The sequence below is a fragment of the Moraxella sp. I5G genome, from assembly GCF_055193055.1.
Window position 1 is genome coordinate 1 of the sequence record NZ_JBUXLH010000011.1, and the last position, 18,188, is coordinate 18,188.

At 36.6% G+C, this 18,188-nt stretch carries 21 protein-coding genes and 1 pseudogene; 11 read left to right on the top strand and 11 right to left on the bottom strand.

Translation table 11 applies throughout. From position 1 onward, the window contains the following. Nucleotides 1-352: 352 nt before the first annotated feature. Nucleotides 353-1,138: a CDP-diacylglycerol--serine O-phosphatidyltransferase gene (gene pssA, locus ACZBKJ_RS06925; protein WP_463200254.1), complete on the bottom strand. Its 786-nt coding sequence runs from the start codon at nt 1,136-1,138 to the stop codon at nt 353-355. A 14-nt stretch (nt 1,139-1,152) separates the two neighbouring features. Further along, nucleotides 1,153-2,037, bottom strand: a complete 885-nt coding sequence (locus tag ACZBKJ_RS06930; protein ID WP_463200255.1) for a 23S rRNA (adenine(2030)-N(6))-methyltransferase RlmJ — start codon at nt 2,035-2,037, stop codon at nt 1,153-1,155. 83 nt (nt 2,038-2,120) lie between these two features. Here ACZBKJ_RS06930 and ACZBKJ_RS06935 point away from each other — a divergent pair, with 83 nt between their 5' ends. Both ACZBKJ_RS06935 and dapE read left to right on the top strand, forming a co-directional pair. Continuing rightward, nucleotides 2,121-2,723 carry a 2OG-Fe(II) oxygenase gene (locus ACZBKJ_RS06935; protein ID WP_463200256.1) on the top strand — a complete coding sequence of 201 codons (603 nt, stop codon included), beginning with the start codon at nt 2,121-2,123 and terminating at the stop codon, nt 2,721-2,723. 36 nt (nt 2,724-2,759) lie between these two features. Then, nucleotides 2,760-3,920: a succinyl-diaminopimelate desuccinylase gene (gene dapE / locus ACZBKJ_RS06940; protein ID WP_463200257.1), complete on the top strand. Its 1,161-nt coding sequence runs from the start codon at nt 2,760-2,762 to the stop codon at nt 3,918-3,920. A 14-nt stretch (nt 3,921-3,934) separates the two neighbouring features. On the opposite strand, the gene iscX is transcribed toward dapE, so the two are convergent. Next, the gene (gene iscX, locus ACZBKJ_RS06945) at nt 3,935-4,132 is read right to left on the bottom strand and encodes a Fe-S cluster assembly protein IscX (protein WP_463200258.1); all 198 of its coding nucleotides are present in this window, start codon (nt 4,130-4,132) and stop codon (nt 3,935-3,937) included. A 105-nt stretch (nt 4,133-4,237) separates the two neighbouring features. Between iscX and yaaA the strand changes: the two genes are divergently transcribed. From yaaA to ACZBKJ_RS06960, 3 genes are all read left to right on the top strand, one after another. Next, the gene (yaaA, locus tag ACZBKJ_RS06950; RefSeq protein WP_463200259.1) at nt 4,238-5,026 is read left to right on the top strand and encodes a peroxide stress protein YaaA; all 789 of its coding nucleotides are present in this window, start codon (nt 4,238-4,240) and stop codon (nt 5,024-5,026) included. 114 nt (nt 5,027-5,140) lie between these two features. Continuing rightward, the gene (recA, locus tag ACZBKJ_RS06955; protein WP_463200260.1) at nt 5,141-6,193 is read left to right on the top strand and encodes a recombinase RecA; all 1,053 of its coding nucleotides are present in this window, start codon (nt 5,141-5,143) and stop codon (nt 6,191-6,193) included. 3 nt (nt 6,194-6,196) lie between these two features. Next, entirely contained in the window at nt 6,197-7,006 is an 810-nt protein-coding gene (locus tag ACZBKJ_RS06960) for a regulatory protein RecX (RefSeq protein ID WP_463200261.1), read from the top strand. A gap of 1 nt (nt 7,007) precedes the next feature. Here the strand turns inward: ACZBKJ_RS06960 and ACZBKJ_RS06965 are convergent, their stop codons facing one another. The 4 genes and pseudogenes from ACZBKJ_RS06965 to ACZBKJ_RS06980 all read right to left on the bottom strand — a co-directional run bounded on the left by ACZBKJ_RS06965 (nt 7,008) and on the right by ACZBKJ_RS06980 (nt 10,319). Then, nucleotides 7,008-7,583 carry a DUF4126 domain-containing protein gene (locus ACZBKJ_RS06965; RefSeq protein ID WP_463200262.1) on the bottom strand — a complete coding sequence of 192 codons (576 nt, stop codon included), beginning with the start codon at nt 7,581-7,583 and terminating at the stop codon, nt 7,008-7,010. A gap of 399 nt (nt 7,584-7,982) precedes the next feature. Next, a pseudogene (locus ACZBKJ_RS06970) lies at nt 7,983-9,269 on the bottom strand (DASS family sodium-coupled anion symporter). Continuing rightward, nucleotides 9,266-9,439 (bottom strand): hypothetical protein, encoded by a 174-nt coding sequence (locus tag ACZBKJ_RS06975; RefSeq protein ID WP_463200263.1) that lies wholly within the window; start codon nt 9,437-9,439, stop codon nt 9,266-9,268. Before ACZBKJ_RS06975 ends, ACZBKJ_RS06970 begins: the two are co-directional and overlap by 4 nt. Before the next feature lie 187 nt (nt 9,440-9,626). Next, the gene (locus tag ACZBKJ_RS06980) at nt 9,627-10,319 is read right to left on the bottom strand and encodes a YidB family protein (protein ID WP_463200264.1); all 693 of its coding nucleotides are present in this window, start codon (nt 10,317-10,319) and stop codon (nt 9,627-9,629) included. Between the two features lie 486 nt (nt 10,320-10,805). Here ACZBKJ_RS06980 and ACZBKJ_RS06985 point away from each other — a divergent pair, with 486 nt between their 5' ends. Then, the gene (locus ACZBKJ_RS06985; RefSeq protein ID WP_463200266.1) at nt 10,806-11,711 is read left to right on the top strand and encodes a DUF808 domain-containing protein; all 906 of its coding nucleotides are present in this window, start codon (nt 10,806-10,808) and stop codon (nt 11,709-11,711) included. A gap of 146 nt (nt 11,712-11,857) precedes the next feature. After that, nucleotides 11,858-12,073 (top strand): 30S ribosomal protein S21, encoded by a 216-nt coding sequence (gene rpsU / locus ACZBKJ_RS06990; protein ID WP_463200267.1) that lies wholly within the window; start codon nt 11,858-11,860, stop codon nt 12,071-12,073. 29 nt (nt 12,074-12,102) lie between these two features. On the opposite strand, the gene ACZBKJ_RS06995 is transcribed toward rpsU, so the two are convergent. The 4 genes from ACZBKJ_RS06995 to ACZBKJ_RS07010 all read right to left on the bottom strand — a co-directional run bounded on the left by ACZBKJ_RS06995 (nt 12,103) and on the right by ACZBKJ_RS07010 (nt 14,774). Then, the gene (locus ACZBKJ_RS06995; protein ID WP_463200268.1) at nt 12,103-12,429 is read right to left on the bottom strand and encodes an RnfH family protein; all 327 of its coding nucleotides are present in this window, start codon (nt 12,427-12,429) and stop codon (nt 12,103-12,105) included. Then, a complete protein-coding gene (locus ACZBKJ_RS07000; protein ID WP_463200269.1) occupies nt 12,420-13,505 on the bottom strand; it encodes a hypothetical protein in 1,086 nt (361 codons plus the stop codon). The genes ACZBKJ_RS06995 and ACZBKJ_RS07000 overlap by 10 nt, the downstream gene beginning before the upstream one ends. A 113-nt stretch (nt 13,506-13,618) precedes the next feature. After that, complete coding sequence (locus tag ACZBKJ_RS07005) at nt 13,619-14,305, bottom strand: c-type cytochrome (RefSeq protein WP_463200270.1); 687 nt, start codon at nt 14,303-14,305, stop codon at nt 13,619-13,621. A 184-nt stretch (nt 14,306-14,489) separates the two neighbouring features. Beyond that, a complete protein-coding gene (locus tag ACZBKJ_RS07010) occupies nt 14,490-14,774 on the bottom strand; it encodes a c-type cytochrome (RefSeq protein ID WP_463200271.1) in 285 nt (94 codons plus the stop codon). Between the two features lie 265 nt (nt 14,775-15,039). Here ACZBKJ_RS07010 and yihA point away from each other — a divergent pair, with 265 nt between their 5' ends. The 4 genes from yihA to ACZBKJ_RS07030 all read left to right on the top strand — a co-directional run bounded on the left by yihA (nt 15,040) and on the right by ACZBKJ_RS07030 (nt 18,168). Continuing rightward, entirely contained in the window at nt 15,040-15,708 is a 669-nt protein-coding gene (gene yihA, locus ACZBKJ_RS07015; RefSeq protein WP_463200272.1) for a ribosome biogenesis GTP-binding protein YihA/YsxC, read from the top strand. Further along, nucleotides 15,701-16,543, top strand: a complete 843-nt coding sequence (gene rsmI / locus ACZBKJ_RS07020; RefSeq protein WP_463200273.1) for a 16S rRNA (cytidine(1402)-2'-O)-methyltransferase — start codon at nt 15,701-15,703, stop codon at nt 16,541-16,543. Before yihA ends, rsmI begins: the two co-directional genes overlap by 8 nt. Nucleotides 16,544-16,579: 36 nt before the next feature. After that, nucleotides 16,580-17,029, top strand: a complete 450-nt coding sequence (locus ACZBKJ_RS07025) for a GatB/YqeY domain-containing protein (RefSeq protein ID WP_463200275.1) — start codon at nt 16,580-16,582, stop codon at nt 17,027-17,029. A 95-nt stretch (nt 17,030-17,124) separates the two neighbouring features. Then, on the top strand, nt 17,125-18,168 hold the full coding sequence (locus tag ACZBKJ_RS07030; protein WP_463200276.1) for a threonine aldolase family protein: 1,044 nt from the start codon (nt 17,125-17,127) through the stop codon (nt 18,166-18,168). The last annotated feature ends 20 nt before the right edge of the window (nt 18,169-18,188 follow it).

Here is an 18,188-nt window from a genome sequence, read left to right on the forward strand (position 1 = left end):
TAGGATTTGGCTCATTTATGTACGTTTAATTTACTGGCAAATATTTGCTCATCGTGTAAATGAATTAACTTTGAGTATTTTTGTCAGATAAAACTTATTATAAATGAAATAATATAGTTAATTATCATAGATGACAAAAATCCACACAAGTTGTTCTTAATTTGTTTTTAAAAAGTGTTTAACCCATCATCTGGTGTTAAGGCTGACTATTTTACTATGAAAAGTAAATTTGTCAAGCTATTTTTCAAATTTTTACTTAATCAATACTTACTATTTTGTAAAGTTTTATTGGCTAAGTGGCTGCGTATTATATAGCAAAATTTTTCTAGGTCAAGGGATTTTTAAAAAATTTTTAAATTTTTTCATTTTTATGTCTTAATGTGATGACAAATCCTGAGAGTGCATAGACAATCCCTAACATTAAAATCCCCATTGGGATGTCATAAATGACTGCAACCATCAGTAATACCATTGCCATCAATACCACAAAGGGAACTTTTTTTCTATCAAAGTCTTTAAATGAATAATATTTAACATTACTCACCATCAAAAGACCACAAACTGCTGTCCAAATAGCAAAGAAAATAGTAAGATTTGATTGAGTAAAATTTATCTGTAAATCCAACAAAACCATAGTACTACTAGCAATGAGTAGCGCCGCTAAAGGGCTTGCCAAACCAATAAAAAACTTTTTATCCACTACACCAATTTGTATATTAAACCTTGCCAATCGAAAAGCCGCGCAAGCTGCAAACACAAAAGCACACGCCAAACCAAATCGCCCTAAGTATTGTAATGCAAAATGATAAGCAAGCATCGCAGGAGCAAGTCCAAATGCCACCATGTCTGCTAAGCTATCATATTGTTCACCAAAAGGGCTTTGGGCGTTTAACAATCTAGCTGCCCGACCATCCATACCATCTAAAATTGCTGAAATAAAAATCGCCAAAGCCGCCTTATAAAAATGCCCATCAGCACTTAATGTTAATGAAAAAAAAGCAGACAATAACGACAAACTGGTAATTAGGTTTGGAACCAAATAAACACCGCGTCTCCGTTCTTTTTTACCATTTATGGTGTCGTCTTCCATCACCTCAAAGACAATGCCGTTATGTTCATCTGTAATTTTTTGTCCCATAGTTTATCACTCAATCACTCACCCACAAGCCATTTAACCACTACTATATCATCAAGTGGCATAACAGGTGCATCTTCAGGTTTTAAAACGTTTGCTAGATATTGCAAAATTTGAGTGGCAAATACATCAAATTGCCAAGGCGGATTTATCACAAAAAACCCTGTACCATTAAGACCAACAGCTACATCGTTGGGATATAAATTAAGCTCACAAATCAGCTGTTTTTTAATACCTGTACGTTTCATTTTTTTATAAAACAAATCTGTGGCTTCTTTGTTTTTTAAAGGATACCAAAGCACAAATGTACCTGTTGCCCATTTTTTATGGCAAGCAACTAAAAGGTCAACCAATCGGCTAAAATCTTTGTGTTCTTGTTCAAAAGGCGGATCTAAAAGTATGAGTCCGCGCTTTTCCTTAGGAGGGATAACAGCGGGCACACCTTCAAAAGCATCACGATGATGAATGCCAATAGGTAGTTGATATAACTGATAATTTAATGCATCGTATTCATCAGCAATTGCCTCAAAAGCTTCGGCTCGCATTAATGTAGTATCTGACAAATGTGTTTGACTATAATTAGCTATCCACCATGGTGAACCTGGATATACATGATTGTCATAAGTTTTTTTGGCTATTTGTAAATCGCTTAAATACTGCATGACCGCCTTTGGAGTTTGATTATCCAAAGCAGTTTTTTCAAGTAACTTAACTCCCAAGGTAGCTTCTTGAGTTTTTTGAGCTTCAGTGCTATTGAGTGCATAAAGTCCACGCCCACCATACGCATCTAAAACATAAAATGGCTTATTTTTGCTTGAAAAGTGACTTAACAATTGAAGTAATAAAATATGCTTGGCGACATCGGCAAAATTGCCTGCATGATAAGCGTGTTTGTAATTCATAAATTTAAGATTATTCACATTTTTATTTATAGTTATGGTAGCATAGGTTAGTATTTTTGGCTAATTTTATTTGAGTGGTGGGCATGATTGAACAATTTACTCCCAATTGGCACGAAATTTTTGATGATAAAAAATTAGATTTTTTTGTGAAATATGGCTATGTGATTTTAGATGATTGTTTTGGCAAAAAAACACTTAACCAATTACAAAAAGAAAGTGAACTTTTATCGTATCAAAATGCTCATCTAACACATGGACAAAGACTTACTGATATTCGTGGTGATAGTACAGTATGGATAAATAAAAATTGTCCATATGGTTTGGCGTATCTAAAAGACATTGAACGACTTGGATTGTTTTTTAATCAGATGTTTTTTAGCAACATTAAACGCGGGGAAGCCCATTACGCTCGTTATCCTGTAGGGCATGGCTATCAATGGCATCGCGATAATCCTGCTGGCAGAAATGAACGGATTATTTCAGCAGTTTATTATCTTAATAATGATTGGGGTGATAACGATGGCGGAGAAATCAGCTTGGTAGATAAAACAAACATCACACACCAAATCAGCCCAAAAGCCGATAGATTGGTGATTTTTGATAGCAATCTTTTGCATCAAGTGGAAAAAACTCACCGAGAACGTTATTCCATCGCCACTTGGCTGCGCTGCGATGATGCATTATAACAAGATGTCTTTTAACCTTAAATAATTGGAATTTTTATGACACCTACATTATCACTTAGTATTGAATTATTACAAAAACCCTCCATTACTCCCAACGATGAAAATTGCCAAGATATTATTTACCAACGCTTACAAAAATACGGTTTTAATGGTGAATTTATGTATTTTGGCGAACCAAACAATCCTGCCAGTGAAGTAAAAAATCTCTGGTTAAAACGTGGTAACCAAGGTCCATTAATTTGTTTTTTAGGGCATACTGATGTTGTGCCTGTGGGTGATGAAAATAGCTGGACTTACCCGCCTTTTAGTGCAACCATTGCCGATGGCATGCTTTATGGGCGAGGGGCTGCTGATATGAAAACGGCAATTGCTTGTTTTGTGATAGCGTGTGAAAATTTTATTAACAAACACCCAAACCACAAAGGTTCAATTGCCCTACTGCTGACTGCTGATGAGGAAGGAGTGGCAACACATGGCACTGTAAAAGTTGCTCAAACTCTACAAAACCGCCAAGAAAAAATTGATTATTGTTTGGTTGGAGAGCCATCAAGTACAAAAATCCTAGGTGATGTTATTAAAAATGGGCGTCGCGGTTCACTAAATGGTGTTTTAACCGTTACTGGCAAACAAGGACATGTTGCTTATCCGCACTTAGCCGTTAATCCAATTCACGATGCTTTGACAGCTTTGGATGAATTATCATCAGTTGTATGGGACAATGGCAATGACTATTTTCCACCAACCAGCTTACAAATCTCCAACATTCATGCTGGTACAGGAGCCAATAATGTCATTCCCAAAACACTACACGTTGAATTTAATTTTCGTTTTTCAACTGAGCAAAATGAATCTGGTTTAAAACAAGCCGTTCATGATATTTTTGATAAACATTTTGCCAACAAAAAAGCAGATTATCATATTGACTGGAAGTTATCAGGCAATCCATTTTTAACCGAAAAAGGCGTGCTGGTTGATGCCTGTGAAAATGCCATCAAAAAAGTTACGGGGACAAAAACGACTCTATCCACTTCAGGCGGCACATCTGACGGGCGATTTATTGCACCCATGGGGGCTGAAGTGGTGGAATTAGGCGTATTAAACGCAACCATTCATCAAGTAAATGAAAACGTAGCAATTGCCGATTTAGAAAAATTAACCCAGATTTATGAGTTGATTTTGGAAAATTTATTGCTCTGATTTTGAGTTAAATTTTACAATTCATCAAGCCATGCCATTTGTATGGCTTCTAAAATTTTTTCGTTGGACTTTTCAGGCAACCCTACAAAGCCGTCAAGCTCACAAACATAACGGTGCAAATCGGTAAAACGAATATATTGCACATCTTCATTAGGATATTTTTCTGCCAATGCAATGGCAATTTCTAATGTATCTGACCAATCTAATGTCATATTTTTCTCCAATTAAAATTTGGATATTAACAAACTATTATTTTTCAATCAAGAATAATTTATCTAAATTTTAATTAAACTACAGAAACAATTGGAAATTTCATAATGTATTTTTTACTTTCTCCAGCAAAAAATTTAGATGAAAATCATCAAATTTCTTTAAATTTATCAGAGTATTATAGTCAGCCAAATTTAATTCAATATTCGCAACAAATTATGTCAAAGTTAAAACAGTATGACAATATTGAATTGCAAGAATTGATGAATATTTCTGATAAAATTGCTCAATTAAATACAGTTCGTCACCAACACTGGTCTTATCCTTTTAATCATCATGCCAAACCTGCTATTTATCTATTTAATGGGGATGTTTATCAGGGCTTAGATGCTGACTCTTTGAATAAAAATGAAATACTTTATTTGAATCACCGTATGGGAATTTTATCGGGACTGTATGGTTTATTAAAACCCTTAGATTTAATCTTGGCCTATCGTCTAGAAATGGGAATAAAACTAAAAATCAATCAAAAAGATAATTTATATCAATTTTGGGATAACCACATTACCAATTTAATCAATCAGATTTTAAAAGAAAATAATTTTAATACTTTAATCAATTTAGCTTCTGAAGAATATTTTAAGGTGGTTAATAAACAAAAAATTCATGCTGACATTATTACACCTAAATTTTTAGATTATAAAAATGGACAATACAAAATCATTAGTTTTTATGCAAAAAAAGCACGTGGTATGATGGCAAGGTTTATCGCCCAGAACCAATTGGAAAATCCAGAAGATTTAAAAGCATTTAATCAAGATGGCTATTATTTTTCTGCTAGTCAAAGCGATAAAAACACTTGGGTATTTTTGCGTAATGAATTAAGTAGTATTTAATAATTATGTTCAAAATTTAAACAATATTACCAAATTTTTCAGATAAACGGTCATTTTTATCTAAAAATTTATGCTAAAATAAAGTTGATTTTCACAACGTTTAAAGGTGTATCTGTGGACGAAAATAAAGAAAAAGCGCTTAAGGCAGCACTTGCTCAGATTGAAAAACATTTTGGCAAAAACGCCATCATGAACCTAGGCGACGAAGCGGTTGCCGTTGATGTTGATGTTGTCTCTACAGGTTCACTTGGGCTTGATGTAGCGTTGGGTATTGGTGGACTGCCCAAAGGAAGAATTGTGGAAATTTTTGGTCCAGAAAGCTCTGGTAAAACCACTTTAACCCTACAGACCATTGCCGAATGTCAAAAACAAGGTGGTGTTTGCGCCTTTATTGACGCTGAACATGCTTTAGACCCCATTTATGCGCGCAAACTTGGCGTCAATGTTGACAAACTCATGGTTAGCCAGCCTGATAATGGTGAACAAGCGCTTGAAATCGTGGACATGTTAGTGCGTTCAGGCGCGGTGGATATGATTGTGGTTGACTCAGTTGCTGCTTTGACACCAAAAGCTGAGATTGAAGGCGAAATGGGCGACAGTCATATGGGGCTGCAAGCTCGCCTAATGAGTCAAGCCCTACGTAAAATCACTGGTAACGCCAAACGTTCCAACTGCTTGGTGGTCTTTATTAACCAAATTCGCATGAAAATTGGTGTTATGTTTGGTAGTCCTGAAACCACAACTGGCGGTAATGCATTGAAATTTTATGCATCTGTGCGTTTAGATATTCGCCGCATCGGCTCTGTTAAAGAAGGTGAAGAAATCACTGGTTCTGAAACTCGCGTTAAAGTCATCAAAAACAAAATGGCTCCCCCATTTCGCCAAACTGAATTCCAAATTATGTATGGCGCTGGCATTAACCATTTAGCTGAAGTTGTCGATTTGGGTGTGGATGTTGGTGCTTTAGGAAAATCTGGCGCTTGGTACAGTTACGGCAGCAGTAAAATTGGTCAAGGAAAAGCAAATACAGTTAAATATTTAGCTGAAAATCCTGATATTGCTAACGAAATTGAAGCAAAAATTCGCGCTGAAAAACTCAATAAAGCCAGCATTTCTTCTCAAGAAAGCGCTGATGACGATGTAGAGATGGATGCAGAAGAATCCTAATCTATGTCTAAAATCAAAACATTGGATGAAATTTTGGCAGGTATGGGCAAATCTGTACCTGCCGATTCTTCCCCATCCACCCAAAAAGAAAAAACAACAAAAGACCATATTGCATTAAAAAACAAAAATCAATCTAAAACTACAAAAAAAATCAGCAAAAAATCTTTAGCCAAAACAGCCAATCCATCTGAAAATAAAACAATAAATTGCCAAATTTCTATTAATGATGACCATCTATCCAAAATATTAGCAACCATTGATAGCGAGCCTTTGGTTGAAAATAATAAAAAAACCAATCGTTTACGTTGGCTAGCTTTTTATTATCTATCACGACGTGAACTCTCTCAAAAGGAGCTTCGTCAAAAACTGCTTGATAAAGACCAAGACCCTAAAATGGTAGAAGAGCTTTTGGTAGAATTTGCTAAAAAAGGTTATCAAAGTGATGAACGCTGTACTTATATGCTTATTCGTGAAGCGCTGCGTAAAGGACGTGGCAAACAATACATTTTACAAAGCTTTTATAAGCATGGTATTTCCCCGCAATTACCCTTAGATGAATTGATTCATCATGCAGACATTGACAGTTTAACTGATGGTACTGTTTTGGAAAATCCAGACAATCACCAAAACCAAGAAAATATTGATTGGCGAAAACTTGCAATTGAAGCCAGAACTAAAAAATATGGTAATTTTATTCCTAAAGACCCCAAAGAAAAAGCCCGACAATTGCGATTTTTGCAATATCGGGGTTTTAGCATGGATATCAGTTTAGAAGCCTTGACGATGACGCTTGAAGACTTAGATGATATGTAATTTATGGCTCATTTGCCAAACGTTTTTTAATTTTGACACCAAACCAAATTAAACACAACAGTCCCAAAATAGCTACAATAGCAGCAGCAACGGGCATAACAATAGCCAAAACAGATAAACCAACTGCTGCGCCCGTTTCAGCAGCACCAATGACCGGATTGGCAAGCCCTGCAGTGGTAGCAGTTGAAGCTACTCGGGTCAGCGCTGAGGTGCTTTTTACTACCGTAGCCGCTCCACCACCTGCCACAATGGCAAGTGCCCAAGTTGCTTCTGGACTTAAATTTGCCACATTAGACGCCATGGTCATTGTACCTGCCATACCTGCTAATGGTATCGCTAAACTATCCAACGCGTTATCCACGATAGGCACCAAATAAGCCAAAGACTCCACAATACTCGCCACTGCAAAAATTATCAAAGCATAAGGGCTGCCAAGCCAAGTCCAATTTTCACTTAAAGACAACACATTAAAATAAGCCGCAATTGACATAACAAATAGTGGCACAAACACACGAAAACCTGAACTTGCTGCCAACCCGACGCCCAAACAAATGCTTAACATCAATTCAAAATTCATAATCATCATCCGAAATATTTTTACAATGACAATAGATTTATCAATGATTGATTGAACTTAATACTATTATTAAAAATACAAAATACTATCATAAAAATCTTTTCTGTCATCATATTTTTTATTAGTGTGTGATGCCAATAATACATCTAATACATTATTTGATTAGAAGTTTATCATGAAATGCGCCCTATTTTATTTATTTTAAGTGTTTTTACCTCTATTCACCTCTTAGGTTTATATTATTTATTAAATTGATAAAAATCAATGAAAGTTTATCAGTGTAATAATGTTTACACTAGTAACTTAAGCAGCTAAATCAGTCATGATAAACAAATAAATAAATTAAACAAAATGCCAAATTAACTTGGTATTTTGTTATTACAGTTATTTTAAGGTGTGTTAGTAATAGCCTAAAACCTTCCACCAAACCAATCCCACACCAATCCAAACAATCAAATTGACCACACTCATAACAAAACCAACTTTCCACCATTCACCAAGTGTAGTATAACCTGAACCAAAGATAACAGGTGCTGTACCCGTCGCATAATGAGTTAAAGTCATCATCAAGCTGCTTGTTGCTGCCAAAATTAATGCATAAAGCATCGGTGGCGCCCCAAGAGTTAAACCAACACCATAAAAAGCAGCAAACATCGCAGTAATATGGGCAGTTGTACTAGCAAAAAAAATAATGAGTGTAAAGATAAATCAGTGTCAAGATTGCCACTGCCCCCACCCATGAAACGCCAGCATGTCCAATCGCAAACTCAATATTCTGAGAGACCATTTCACCAGCCCTAATTTACCTAAAAATGTTGCCATCATAATCAGAGCACTAAACCACATAATGGTATCCCATGCTGATTTTTCTTTTAACACGTCATCCCAAGTCAAGACATCCGTCAAAATTAAAATGGACAGCCCCAAAAAAGCGGTTGTGGTTGCATCAACCTCAAAAGCACTGCCAAAAAGCATTGCAGGAATATTTGCCCATAAAAGTAGCATAAATGCAAACACGCCTAGCATTATTTTTTCATGGGCGCTGATAGCACCTAATTCAGACAGTTTGGCACTGGTAAATTCTTTAACATTAGGCGTTTGAGTGATTTCAGATTTTTGTATAAAATAAATAACTAAAGGCATTAGCAAAATACATGCAATGCCCGGTAATAACATCGCTACTGCCCACTGGGTCCAAGTAATAGAAATATTAGCACCTGTGGCATCACTGATTAATTTAACCACCATTGGGTTTGGAGCGGTGGCGGTAATAAACATTGCTGAAGTAATTGGGTTTGAATGATAATTAACCAATGATAAATATTTACCAATGCGATTTTGTGTGCCGTTTTCCACTTTAGAATCAAAACTATTAGCAATGGACTTCATAATTGGATGAATAATGCCACCACCACGAGCGGTATTAGAAGGCGTGATGGGGCTTAAAATCAATTCAGCAATTGCCAAGGAATAACCAATCCCTAAAGTTTTTTTACCAAAAACAGAAATAACTTTATAGGCGATTCTTGCCCCCAAACCCGTCTTAATCAAGCCTCTTGAAATCATAATAGAAATACCAATCAGCCAAATTAATGAATTAGAAAAACTGGACAGTGCGTCATTTAGAGCTTGCTTAGGCGAATCGGCAGTAACTCCTGTAATAGCAACCAATGCAATGGAAATCAAAGCAATTGCCCCAATTGGTAAACTTTACCAATAATTGCCGCAATGGTTCCTACAAATAAAGCGAGTAAATGCCACGCGTTAGGAGCGACACCTTCTGGAACGGGTATCACAAACCAAATTAACAATGTAATGCCAACAGCAATGGCGGCAGGTATTGGTTTAAAAGGCATATCAGCCTCCTTTGTTATAACCCAAAAACAATACAGCCCAAAAACCTCTAAAAATCTGTCCTAACGGACTCATTTTTATTGGCTTTTAGGCTGTTATATAATCTGTTACATTTGTAACTAATTATAACAAAGAAAGTTGATTATCTATGAATGCATTCATTGCCTTATTTAAACCGTTTATCGGATTTTATAAAACTTTTTGCAATTGAGTTAAAATATCGCTGATTTCTTGATTAGCAGCTTGTTCACTATCATTAAGATTGCCCGTTGGTGTCAAATCATTTACCACCTGTGGCAATAATTCAGCAATACCCTGACACACCTGATTTTGACTTGCACCAGTTTGCTGACAAGCATTATTAATGGTATCTTGCCCAAACAGTCGAATTACATCGCCTGCATCAATACCATCATTGTTAGTGTCTATATTTACCCAAGATTGTGCTTGATTACCCAGTCCGCTTCCCTTAATTTTATCTAATACACCTGAAAGCCCGCCGCTACTTTGGATAAAACCTAACACAATTGGTAACAGTGCAAGCAATAATGTACTTTTATCCAAACCACCTGACTGGTTTTGTGATTGGCTTTGACCGCCTAGCACACTACCCAAAACACCGCCTAAACCGCTATTTTGCTGACTTTGACCACCCAGTACGCTGCCTAAGATTCCACCCAAGGCAGAATTGGATGTATTATTGCCTAATTGACTGGCTAAGACATTGCCCAAAACACCGCCTAAACCGCTATTTTGCTGACTTTGACCACCCAGTACGCTGCCTAAGATTCCACCCAGACCGCCTTGATTTTGGGTATTAGCAGTATTATTGCCAACTGCATTGGTAATAACTTGGGTGATAATGCCGTTTAATAAACTCATAATGATAACCTAAATAAAATTTTTTTGTATTTTAGCAAAAATTCCTATCTACAATGATAATTTTTTGTAACTACCATGATAAATTTTGAAACATAAATTTATTATTTTATAAAAATCATAGTTTAATTAAATATATTTAATATTTTCTTAAAATATGCTTGTATTTGATAAAAATAAGCTGATTTTTTGACGGGAGAATATAACTTATAAAATATATTTATTTCAATAAATTATATTATATAAAATTGATACCAAAACATTTAGATGTATTTTGTTAATAAAAAAATAACCATTACTAATTTATAAAATTTAAAAATAATAATTTAAATAAAAAAATTTAATAAATAGTTTAATAATTAAAAAAATATACAATAAAATTGTCTACTGTTATCAATATAAAACGATAAATAATTTTACTTTGTTTGTCATTATTTTATGTTATGATAATTATTTAGTGATTTGTTATAACATATTTTAAGGACATTCATGGCAGGCAGTTTACTTTTATTATTAGATGATATTGCAACGGTGTTGGATGATGTTTCTTTACTCACCAAAGTTGCCGCAAAAAAAACAACGGGTGTACTAGGTGATGATTTAGCACTAAATGCCCAGCAAGTAACTGGTGTGCGTGCTGACCGTGAATTATCTGTGGTGTGGGCAGTTGCCAAAGGCTCAATGGTCAATAAAATCATTCTTGTGCCAACCGCTCTTTTAATCAGTGCGATTGCTGCATGGGCTGTTACACCCTTATTGATGCTTGGTGGTACATTCTTATGTTATGAAGGTGCCGAAAAAGTTATTCATCAATTTTTTCCCAAACTATTACCACATGATTTAGATGATAAAGACAATCATCAGCAGCGCCTACAGGCAAATGCCGATGATAATGTGAATTTGGTTACCTTAGAAAAAGACAAAATCAAAGGGGCTATTCGCACCGATTTTATCTTATCTGCTGAAATTGTAGTAATTTCATTAGGCACAATGACTGCTGCTACTTTTGGTGTCAAAGCAGTTTCATTAGCACTGATTGCTATTTTAATGACCATTGGTGTGTATGGACTGGTGGCTTTGATTGTTAAAATGGACGATGTTGGATTGTATCTTACGCAAAAACAAAGTAAATCGAGTCAAAAGACAGGACGCGCTTTATTGGCGTTTGCACCGCTGCTGATGAAATTTTTATCAATTGCAGGTACAATTGCCATGTTCTTAGTTGGGGGTGGAATTTTGGTGCATGGTCTAGATGTTTTACATCATCAAGCCCAAGATTTAGCAATGCTGGCTGGTGTTTTTGGTGGTTTGGCTGAAAATTTATTTAACGGTGTGATTGGTTTGATTGCTGGTTGTCTGATATTGATGGTGGTTGTAACCAAAGATAAAATTTGACTTTCATTATAAAAAGTTCTATAATTTTTTACTTACTTTTTATTTGAAAGTAATGGTAGATTTGAGCTGATGTCTGCGTACCAAGACCGCAAGTGCTAATTATAACGATACAGCCAAATTGTATTTTGTCTTGATAGGAGTAATGTATGCCTTTTGTAAAGGTTAAAGAAAATGAACCTGTGGATATTGCTATCCGCCGTTTTAAGCGTGCTTGCGAAAAAGCTGGTGTTTTAGCTGACGTTCGTAAAAAAGAATTTTATGAAAAACCAACTCAGGAGCGTAAGCGTAAAAAAGCTGCTGCGGTAAAACGCTATAAGAAAAAAGTATGGCGTGAACAAGTGCGTACTGTTCGCAAATACTAATTGGTATTAAATATCAAAAAGCACCTAGGTTAGGTGCTTTTATTATTTTTAGATTTCACTTTACGCCGTGCCATTGGGTCAATCGTCAAGGGACGGTAAATTTCCACTCTATCGCCATCCACCAACACTGTATCCAAACGCTTTTTTTGGCTATAAATACCTACATACCATGCTTTATGATTGGTATCATGATTGTAATTTTGCTGGCACCAATTTTCAAAATTTTGCAAACTGGCTTCTTGTAACACACCACTAAGCTGAATGGCTTGATACAGCGTTGTGCCACTGCCAACTTGTAATGTTTTATAAAATTGGCGGGTTTGACTGGCGTAACTGACACTAATATTTAAAACCATGATAACACCAAGCCAACCAGCGCTGCCGCAAGAGCTAAAGGCACTAAAATTCGTACACAAACTCGCCAAATATTGTAACGACCTTCAGTTTTAAAATTCAGCGTTTTTCTTAAATGGCTGATTTTCATAATAAAACCTGAAAATATTGACAAGACCGTAACAGCTAACAAGCTGATAATTGTTAATATAATGACAACTGCTTTTATGGGAATCAAACTTAAAATTAGTGATAAAACAACCGTTAAACCCGTCCCCATCATTAACCCAAAACGGGCAATCAGCTGACTGGCAACGTAATGGAGTAAAAATCCCACAAAAAGAAGCATGCCAAGACTTGAAACAGCAAAAGATAATGGCGTAATAAACGCTGCACTGGTCAATAATGCTAAGCCACCAAAAATTATTTGGGTCAGCCAGATGGGTAAAATAAAACCAGACAACGATTTTTTATGCTCATAAACTGCCACACTGGCAGACAGCCCACTAAACCAATACAATCCAGTGCCAATGCCTACAGACAATAATGCCAAAGTCACTGCTTGACCCCATTCTTTTAAGCTGACATGAGTCATAACAGGAGTGGCAATCGTGCTACTAGCCCCGCCATCAAACAAAGAAATTAGCGCTCCTAGCAGAATAAACACCAAGCCCACAGGCAATAAACGTGATTTTAACAAACTTAAAATCAAAGCAACCACCATCAATCCAGTGCTTAAAGCAGCTGTTGGTACGCCAAGATTGATTTGAGGTAAATACGCATCAACCCCTATCGCTATGCGAGTGGTAGTACTCACCGCGGCAAGCAGCCCAACCAATACAGAAAGCCCTGCAAACACTCGCCAGATTATTTTTGCATCAGCATCACGTGTTAATTTTTGCATGCCCTGCCACACAGATAAGCCACTGCGAGCAGATAAGGCAAATTCAGCAAATAAAATTGGCAATCCAACTACAGCCATTGCCAAAAGCCAAATCAGCCAAAAATCCAATTGGTTAGCAGTTTGTGGAGCAAGTAAACTAGTAAATAAAAATGGCAACGCACACGCCACCAAAAATACAGTATAACGAGATAACATTAATTTTGCTCTTTAGAAAATTTGCCTACTATTGTAGCATAAAGCGACAACAACCAAAAAACCCCCAATAAAGGGGGAATTATTCAACCAAAAGGAAACTGAATAAGAACAGCTTAGTGTACGGCTGTCAAAAATTCAGACAAAATCTTAATGTCTTTATCAGAAAGTTTAGCGGCAACCATCTGCATCATCCCTTTTTCGCCCTTTTTGGCAGAGTCATTAGTGCGTTTTTCTGTATCACCAACTTCATCTTCACGACCTGCAGCACGGAACATTTTAAGCTGTGTAGCAAGATAGCTGGCATGCTGACCACCCAAACGAGGGAAAGCCGCCCATTCATTACCAGCGCCTTTAGGGTCATGACAGCCTGCACAAGGAATCACGCCACGAGTTTTATCACCACCTAAATACAACTTTTGAGCAGCAGCAAAGGTTGCTTTATTACCATAACCAGGTTTCCACGGTTCTTGACTTGCATAATAGCCAGCAACGTTTGCTAAATCTTGTTGAGTAAGTCCTTTTAATTGAGCTTCCATAATGCCATTGCGGCGGTTGCCCATCTTAAAATCAACCAATTGTTTATAAAGATACTTTGCACCTTGACCACCAAGATTGGGCTGGGCTGGAGCTACCGAAACACCATTAGCGCCATGACAAGCTGCACAGTTGGCATCTACAATCGCTTTACCTGCTTCAATATCGTAGCTAGGAACGGTTACAGCTGCGGTAGCCGTTAGACTGGCAATACCAAATCCTATCGCAAGGATAACTTTGGTTAAAGTGTTTTTTGCAGGGTTCATAATAACAATTTCCTACTAACTACTGGGGCCTTACCCCATGTCTTGGGTTTTGTTGGATAAATTCACTAAAATATTTCGGCACTATTATAACAAGAGTTCATAAAATTTTCCTACAAAAATTGTGGTTTTAGCAATATTTTTTTGCATTTTGTTAGATTTGTGCAATTTTATTCCAAGATTTTAGCTATTGTGTCATGTATTCAATTAATTGACGAAAATCATCATCACTGCATGTTGCACACAAACCTTTAGCTGGCATTTGAGGCATGCCCTGTTTGGTGGATTTTACCAAACCATCCATACCTTTTTGAGACATTAGATGTTGCCAAGTGGTTTTATCGCCCTTTTTTGGGGCGTTTAAAACACCACCTTCATGACAAGTTGCACATGTTTTTTGATAAGTGCTAGCAGTATCAGCAAATGACGAATTAGCTAGTAAAATCAAAGCGATAAAAAGTAATTTTTTCATCACAAGCATTCCAAAATAAATCTTTGGCTCATTATGCAGTTATTTTTACAAATTGCAAAGTATTTTTGTCAAGATATAAAAATACCATCGCATCTTTATCAACAAAATAGACAAGATTAGTTTAAAGTGCAGTTTTAGACTAGAACAATTATTAAGCCATGCTTTAAATGTAGTTCTATGTATTGAAACATGATAAACTTAAACACAGAATTAATCAGGCATAGAATTAATCAAATACACGATTGACCATTGTAAGAATTTTATTATGACCGAATTTTATCAAAAACAGCTTTATCAAACCACATTTGCTGTATCTGCCCCAACTTTTAAATTATGTCCATCAGATACAGGTTTTGAAGTGGCATTTGCTGGGCGTTCTAATGCGGGTAAATCATCCGCGATTAACACACTAACCAATCAAAAACAGCTGGCACGTTCATCAAAAACCCCTGGGCGTACACAGATGATTAATTTTTTTAATGTAGGTGGTCATGCTGACGCTCGTATTGTGGATTTACCCGGCTATGGTTATGCAGCTGTACCTGAAAGCATGAAAGAGAAATGGCAAAAAGAGTTGGAAACTTATCTAGTCAAACGTAAAAGCCTATGTGGGCTTGTGCTTTTGACAGACATTCGCCACCCTTTAAAATATTTTGATGAAGCAATGTTGCATTGGGCAAAAGATGGTGAATTGCCTGTCCATGTGCTTTTAACCAAAGCAGACAAACTAAAGCATGGAGCCGCCAAAACTGCTCTATTGCAAACTAAAAAGCAGCTTGAAACACTGGATTTGCCATTTTCCATTCAATTATTTAGCGCCCTAAAAAAAGATGGTATTGGCACTCTTGCCAATGTTTTGGGAGATTGGTTGCATTTAGACCAGAAAAATCTCGCCTTGACATTCACAAATGGCAAAGGTGCTGACCATGAATAATTTGGGTACTTTATATATTGTCGCTACACCAATTGGCAATTTATCTGATATGACCCATCGCGCTATCGACACACTCAAAATGGTGGACATCATTGCCTGCGAAGACACACGTACCAGTGCTAAGTTATTAAATTTTTTTAATATTGACACCTTAACACTTGCCTATCATGAACACAATGCTGACAGTCAGACCCAAAAACTGATTGATAAACTGCTTGGCGGTCAATCCGTTGCTCTGATTTCAGATGCTGGCACGCCCTTAGTGTCAGACCCTGGATTTCGGCTAGTTACTGCTGCTTTGGAAAACGGTATTTTATGCGTACCTGTGGTGGGTGCATGTGCCATAATTGGCGCACTGCAAGTTGCAGGACTGCCATCAGATAAATTTAGTTTTTTAGGATTTTTACCCGCCAAACAAACTGCCAGACAAGACTTTTTGCAAAATTACAAAGAGCGTAGTGAGACGTTGATTTTTTATGAAGCCCCCCATCGCATTGTGGACTCTTTGGCAGATATGGTGATGATTTTTGGGGAAAATCGTGTAGCAACCTTATGCCGAGAGCTTACCAAAACTTTTGAAACTGTTAAAAAATTGCCACTTAATCAATTGTATGAATTTGTCAAAAATGACCTTTATCAACAAAAAGGAGAGATTGTTTTGGTTGTTGCTGGCAATACCAAAAAAACGATTGTGTGTGATTATGATGATTGGCTTTTACGCATTGCCAAAGATTTGCCACCCAAAAAAGCAGCTGCGATTATCTCAGACGTCTTAAAACTTAAAAAAAGCGATGTTTATCAGCGCTACCTTGAATTGCATGATAAAAAGCGGTAAAATTTTGTATTCTTATTCCATTGATTGGAGAATATTATGAGTGAATTACAAAACACCATCACAGAAGCCGTCAAAACCGCTATGAAAGCCCGTCAAATGGACCAAGTTAAGGTATTGCGCAATCTACAGGCTGCGATTAAACAGGTGCAGATTGACGGCGGTAAAGATTTGAAAGATGCTGATATTTTACAAATTCTACAAAAACAGGTAAAACAACGCAACGAATCTTTAGCCATTTATCAAAAAAATGGGCGTGATGACCTTGCTCAAAAAGAGCAGTTTGAGATTAATGTCATCAGCAGCTTTTTACCCACCCCATTGTCAGATGATGATATTTTAATCATTGTAACAGAAACCGTTGCAAAACTGGGTGCGTCTGGCATGAAAGATATGGGTCAAGTCATGAGTGTTGTCAAAGAACAAACCTTGGGGCTGGCTGACCCTGCCGTAGTATCCAGTGTGGTCAAAAAAGTACTGACTGCCTAATACAAAAGACTTGCAAGCAAGTCTTTTTTTTATTTCTTTAAGATGATTAATTTATTTTAATTAATTGTTTTACTGCTGATTTGTTTGAGGGGTTCATGGTTCACAATTTAGAACAATTTGCTTTTGCATCAGACAACTATTCAGGAATTCACCCTGATATTTTACAAGCCATCACAAACGCTAATGGCGGTCATCAAAAAGCCTATGGCAATGATATTTACACCCAAAAATTAGGTAAACTTATTAAAGAATTGTTTGGTCAAAATGCCAGCTGCTATCCTGTTTTTAATGGTACAGGAGCCAATATTACCGCCTTAACAGCCTTATCACCTCGTTTTGGTGCCATAATTTGCACTCAAACCGCTCACATTCATAACGATGAAATTAATGCACCTGAATATATTGGCAATTTTAAAATTTTAGCGATTGCTACCAGTGATGGTAAATTAACCCCAGACTTGATTCAAAAAGAGCTCTACAGACTTGGTAATGAACATGCCGCCCAACCTGCAGTAATCTATCTAAGTTTGGTTAGTGAACTTGGAACGTGTTATAGCTTGGATGAAATTCGTGCAATTGTTGCCCTTGCCAAACAATATAAACTTGCGGTATATATTGATGGAGCAAGACTTGCCAATGCTTGTGCTTACCTTGATTGTTCACTAAAAGACATTGCTGATACAGGCGTGGATATACTGTCTTTGGGCGGTACAAAAAACGGTTTGATGATTGGTGAATGCATCATCGTGCTCAATCAAAAATTTGACAGTGATATGAAATACTTACGCAAAATGACTACGCAGCTTGGCTCAAAAATGCGTTTTATTTCTGCTCAATTTATCACATGGCTATCATCAGGTTTGTGGCTAAAACTAGCAGCCCATAGCAATCAAATGGCAAACTATTTTGCGCAAAGCTTGCGTACTCTTGCAAATACTATCATCACTCAACCAGTGCAATCTAATGCTGTATTTGTCATACTACCAAAAAGCATCAAATCTGCTTTACAAGAAAAATATCATTTTTATGATTGGAATGCCAATACCAATGAAGTACGGCTAATGACAAGTTTTGACACCACCAAAAATCAAATTGATGAATTTTTAGACACTGCTAGAGCATTATTAAATAATGTTTAAGCAACCAAACCAGCTTTAAA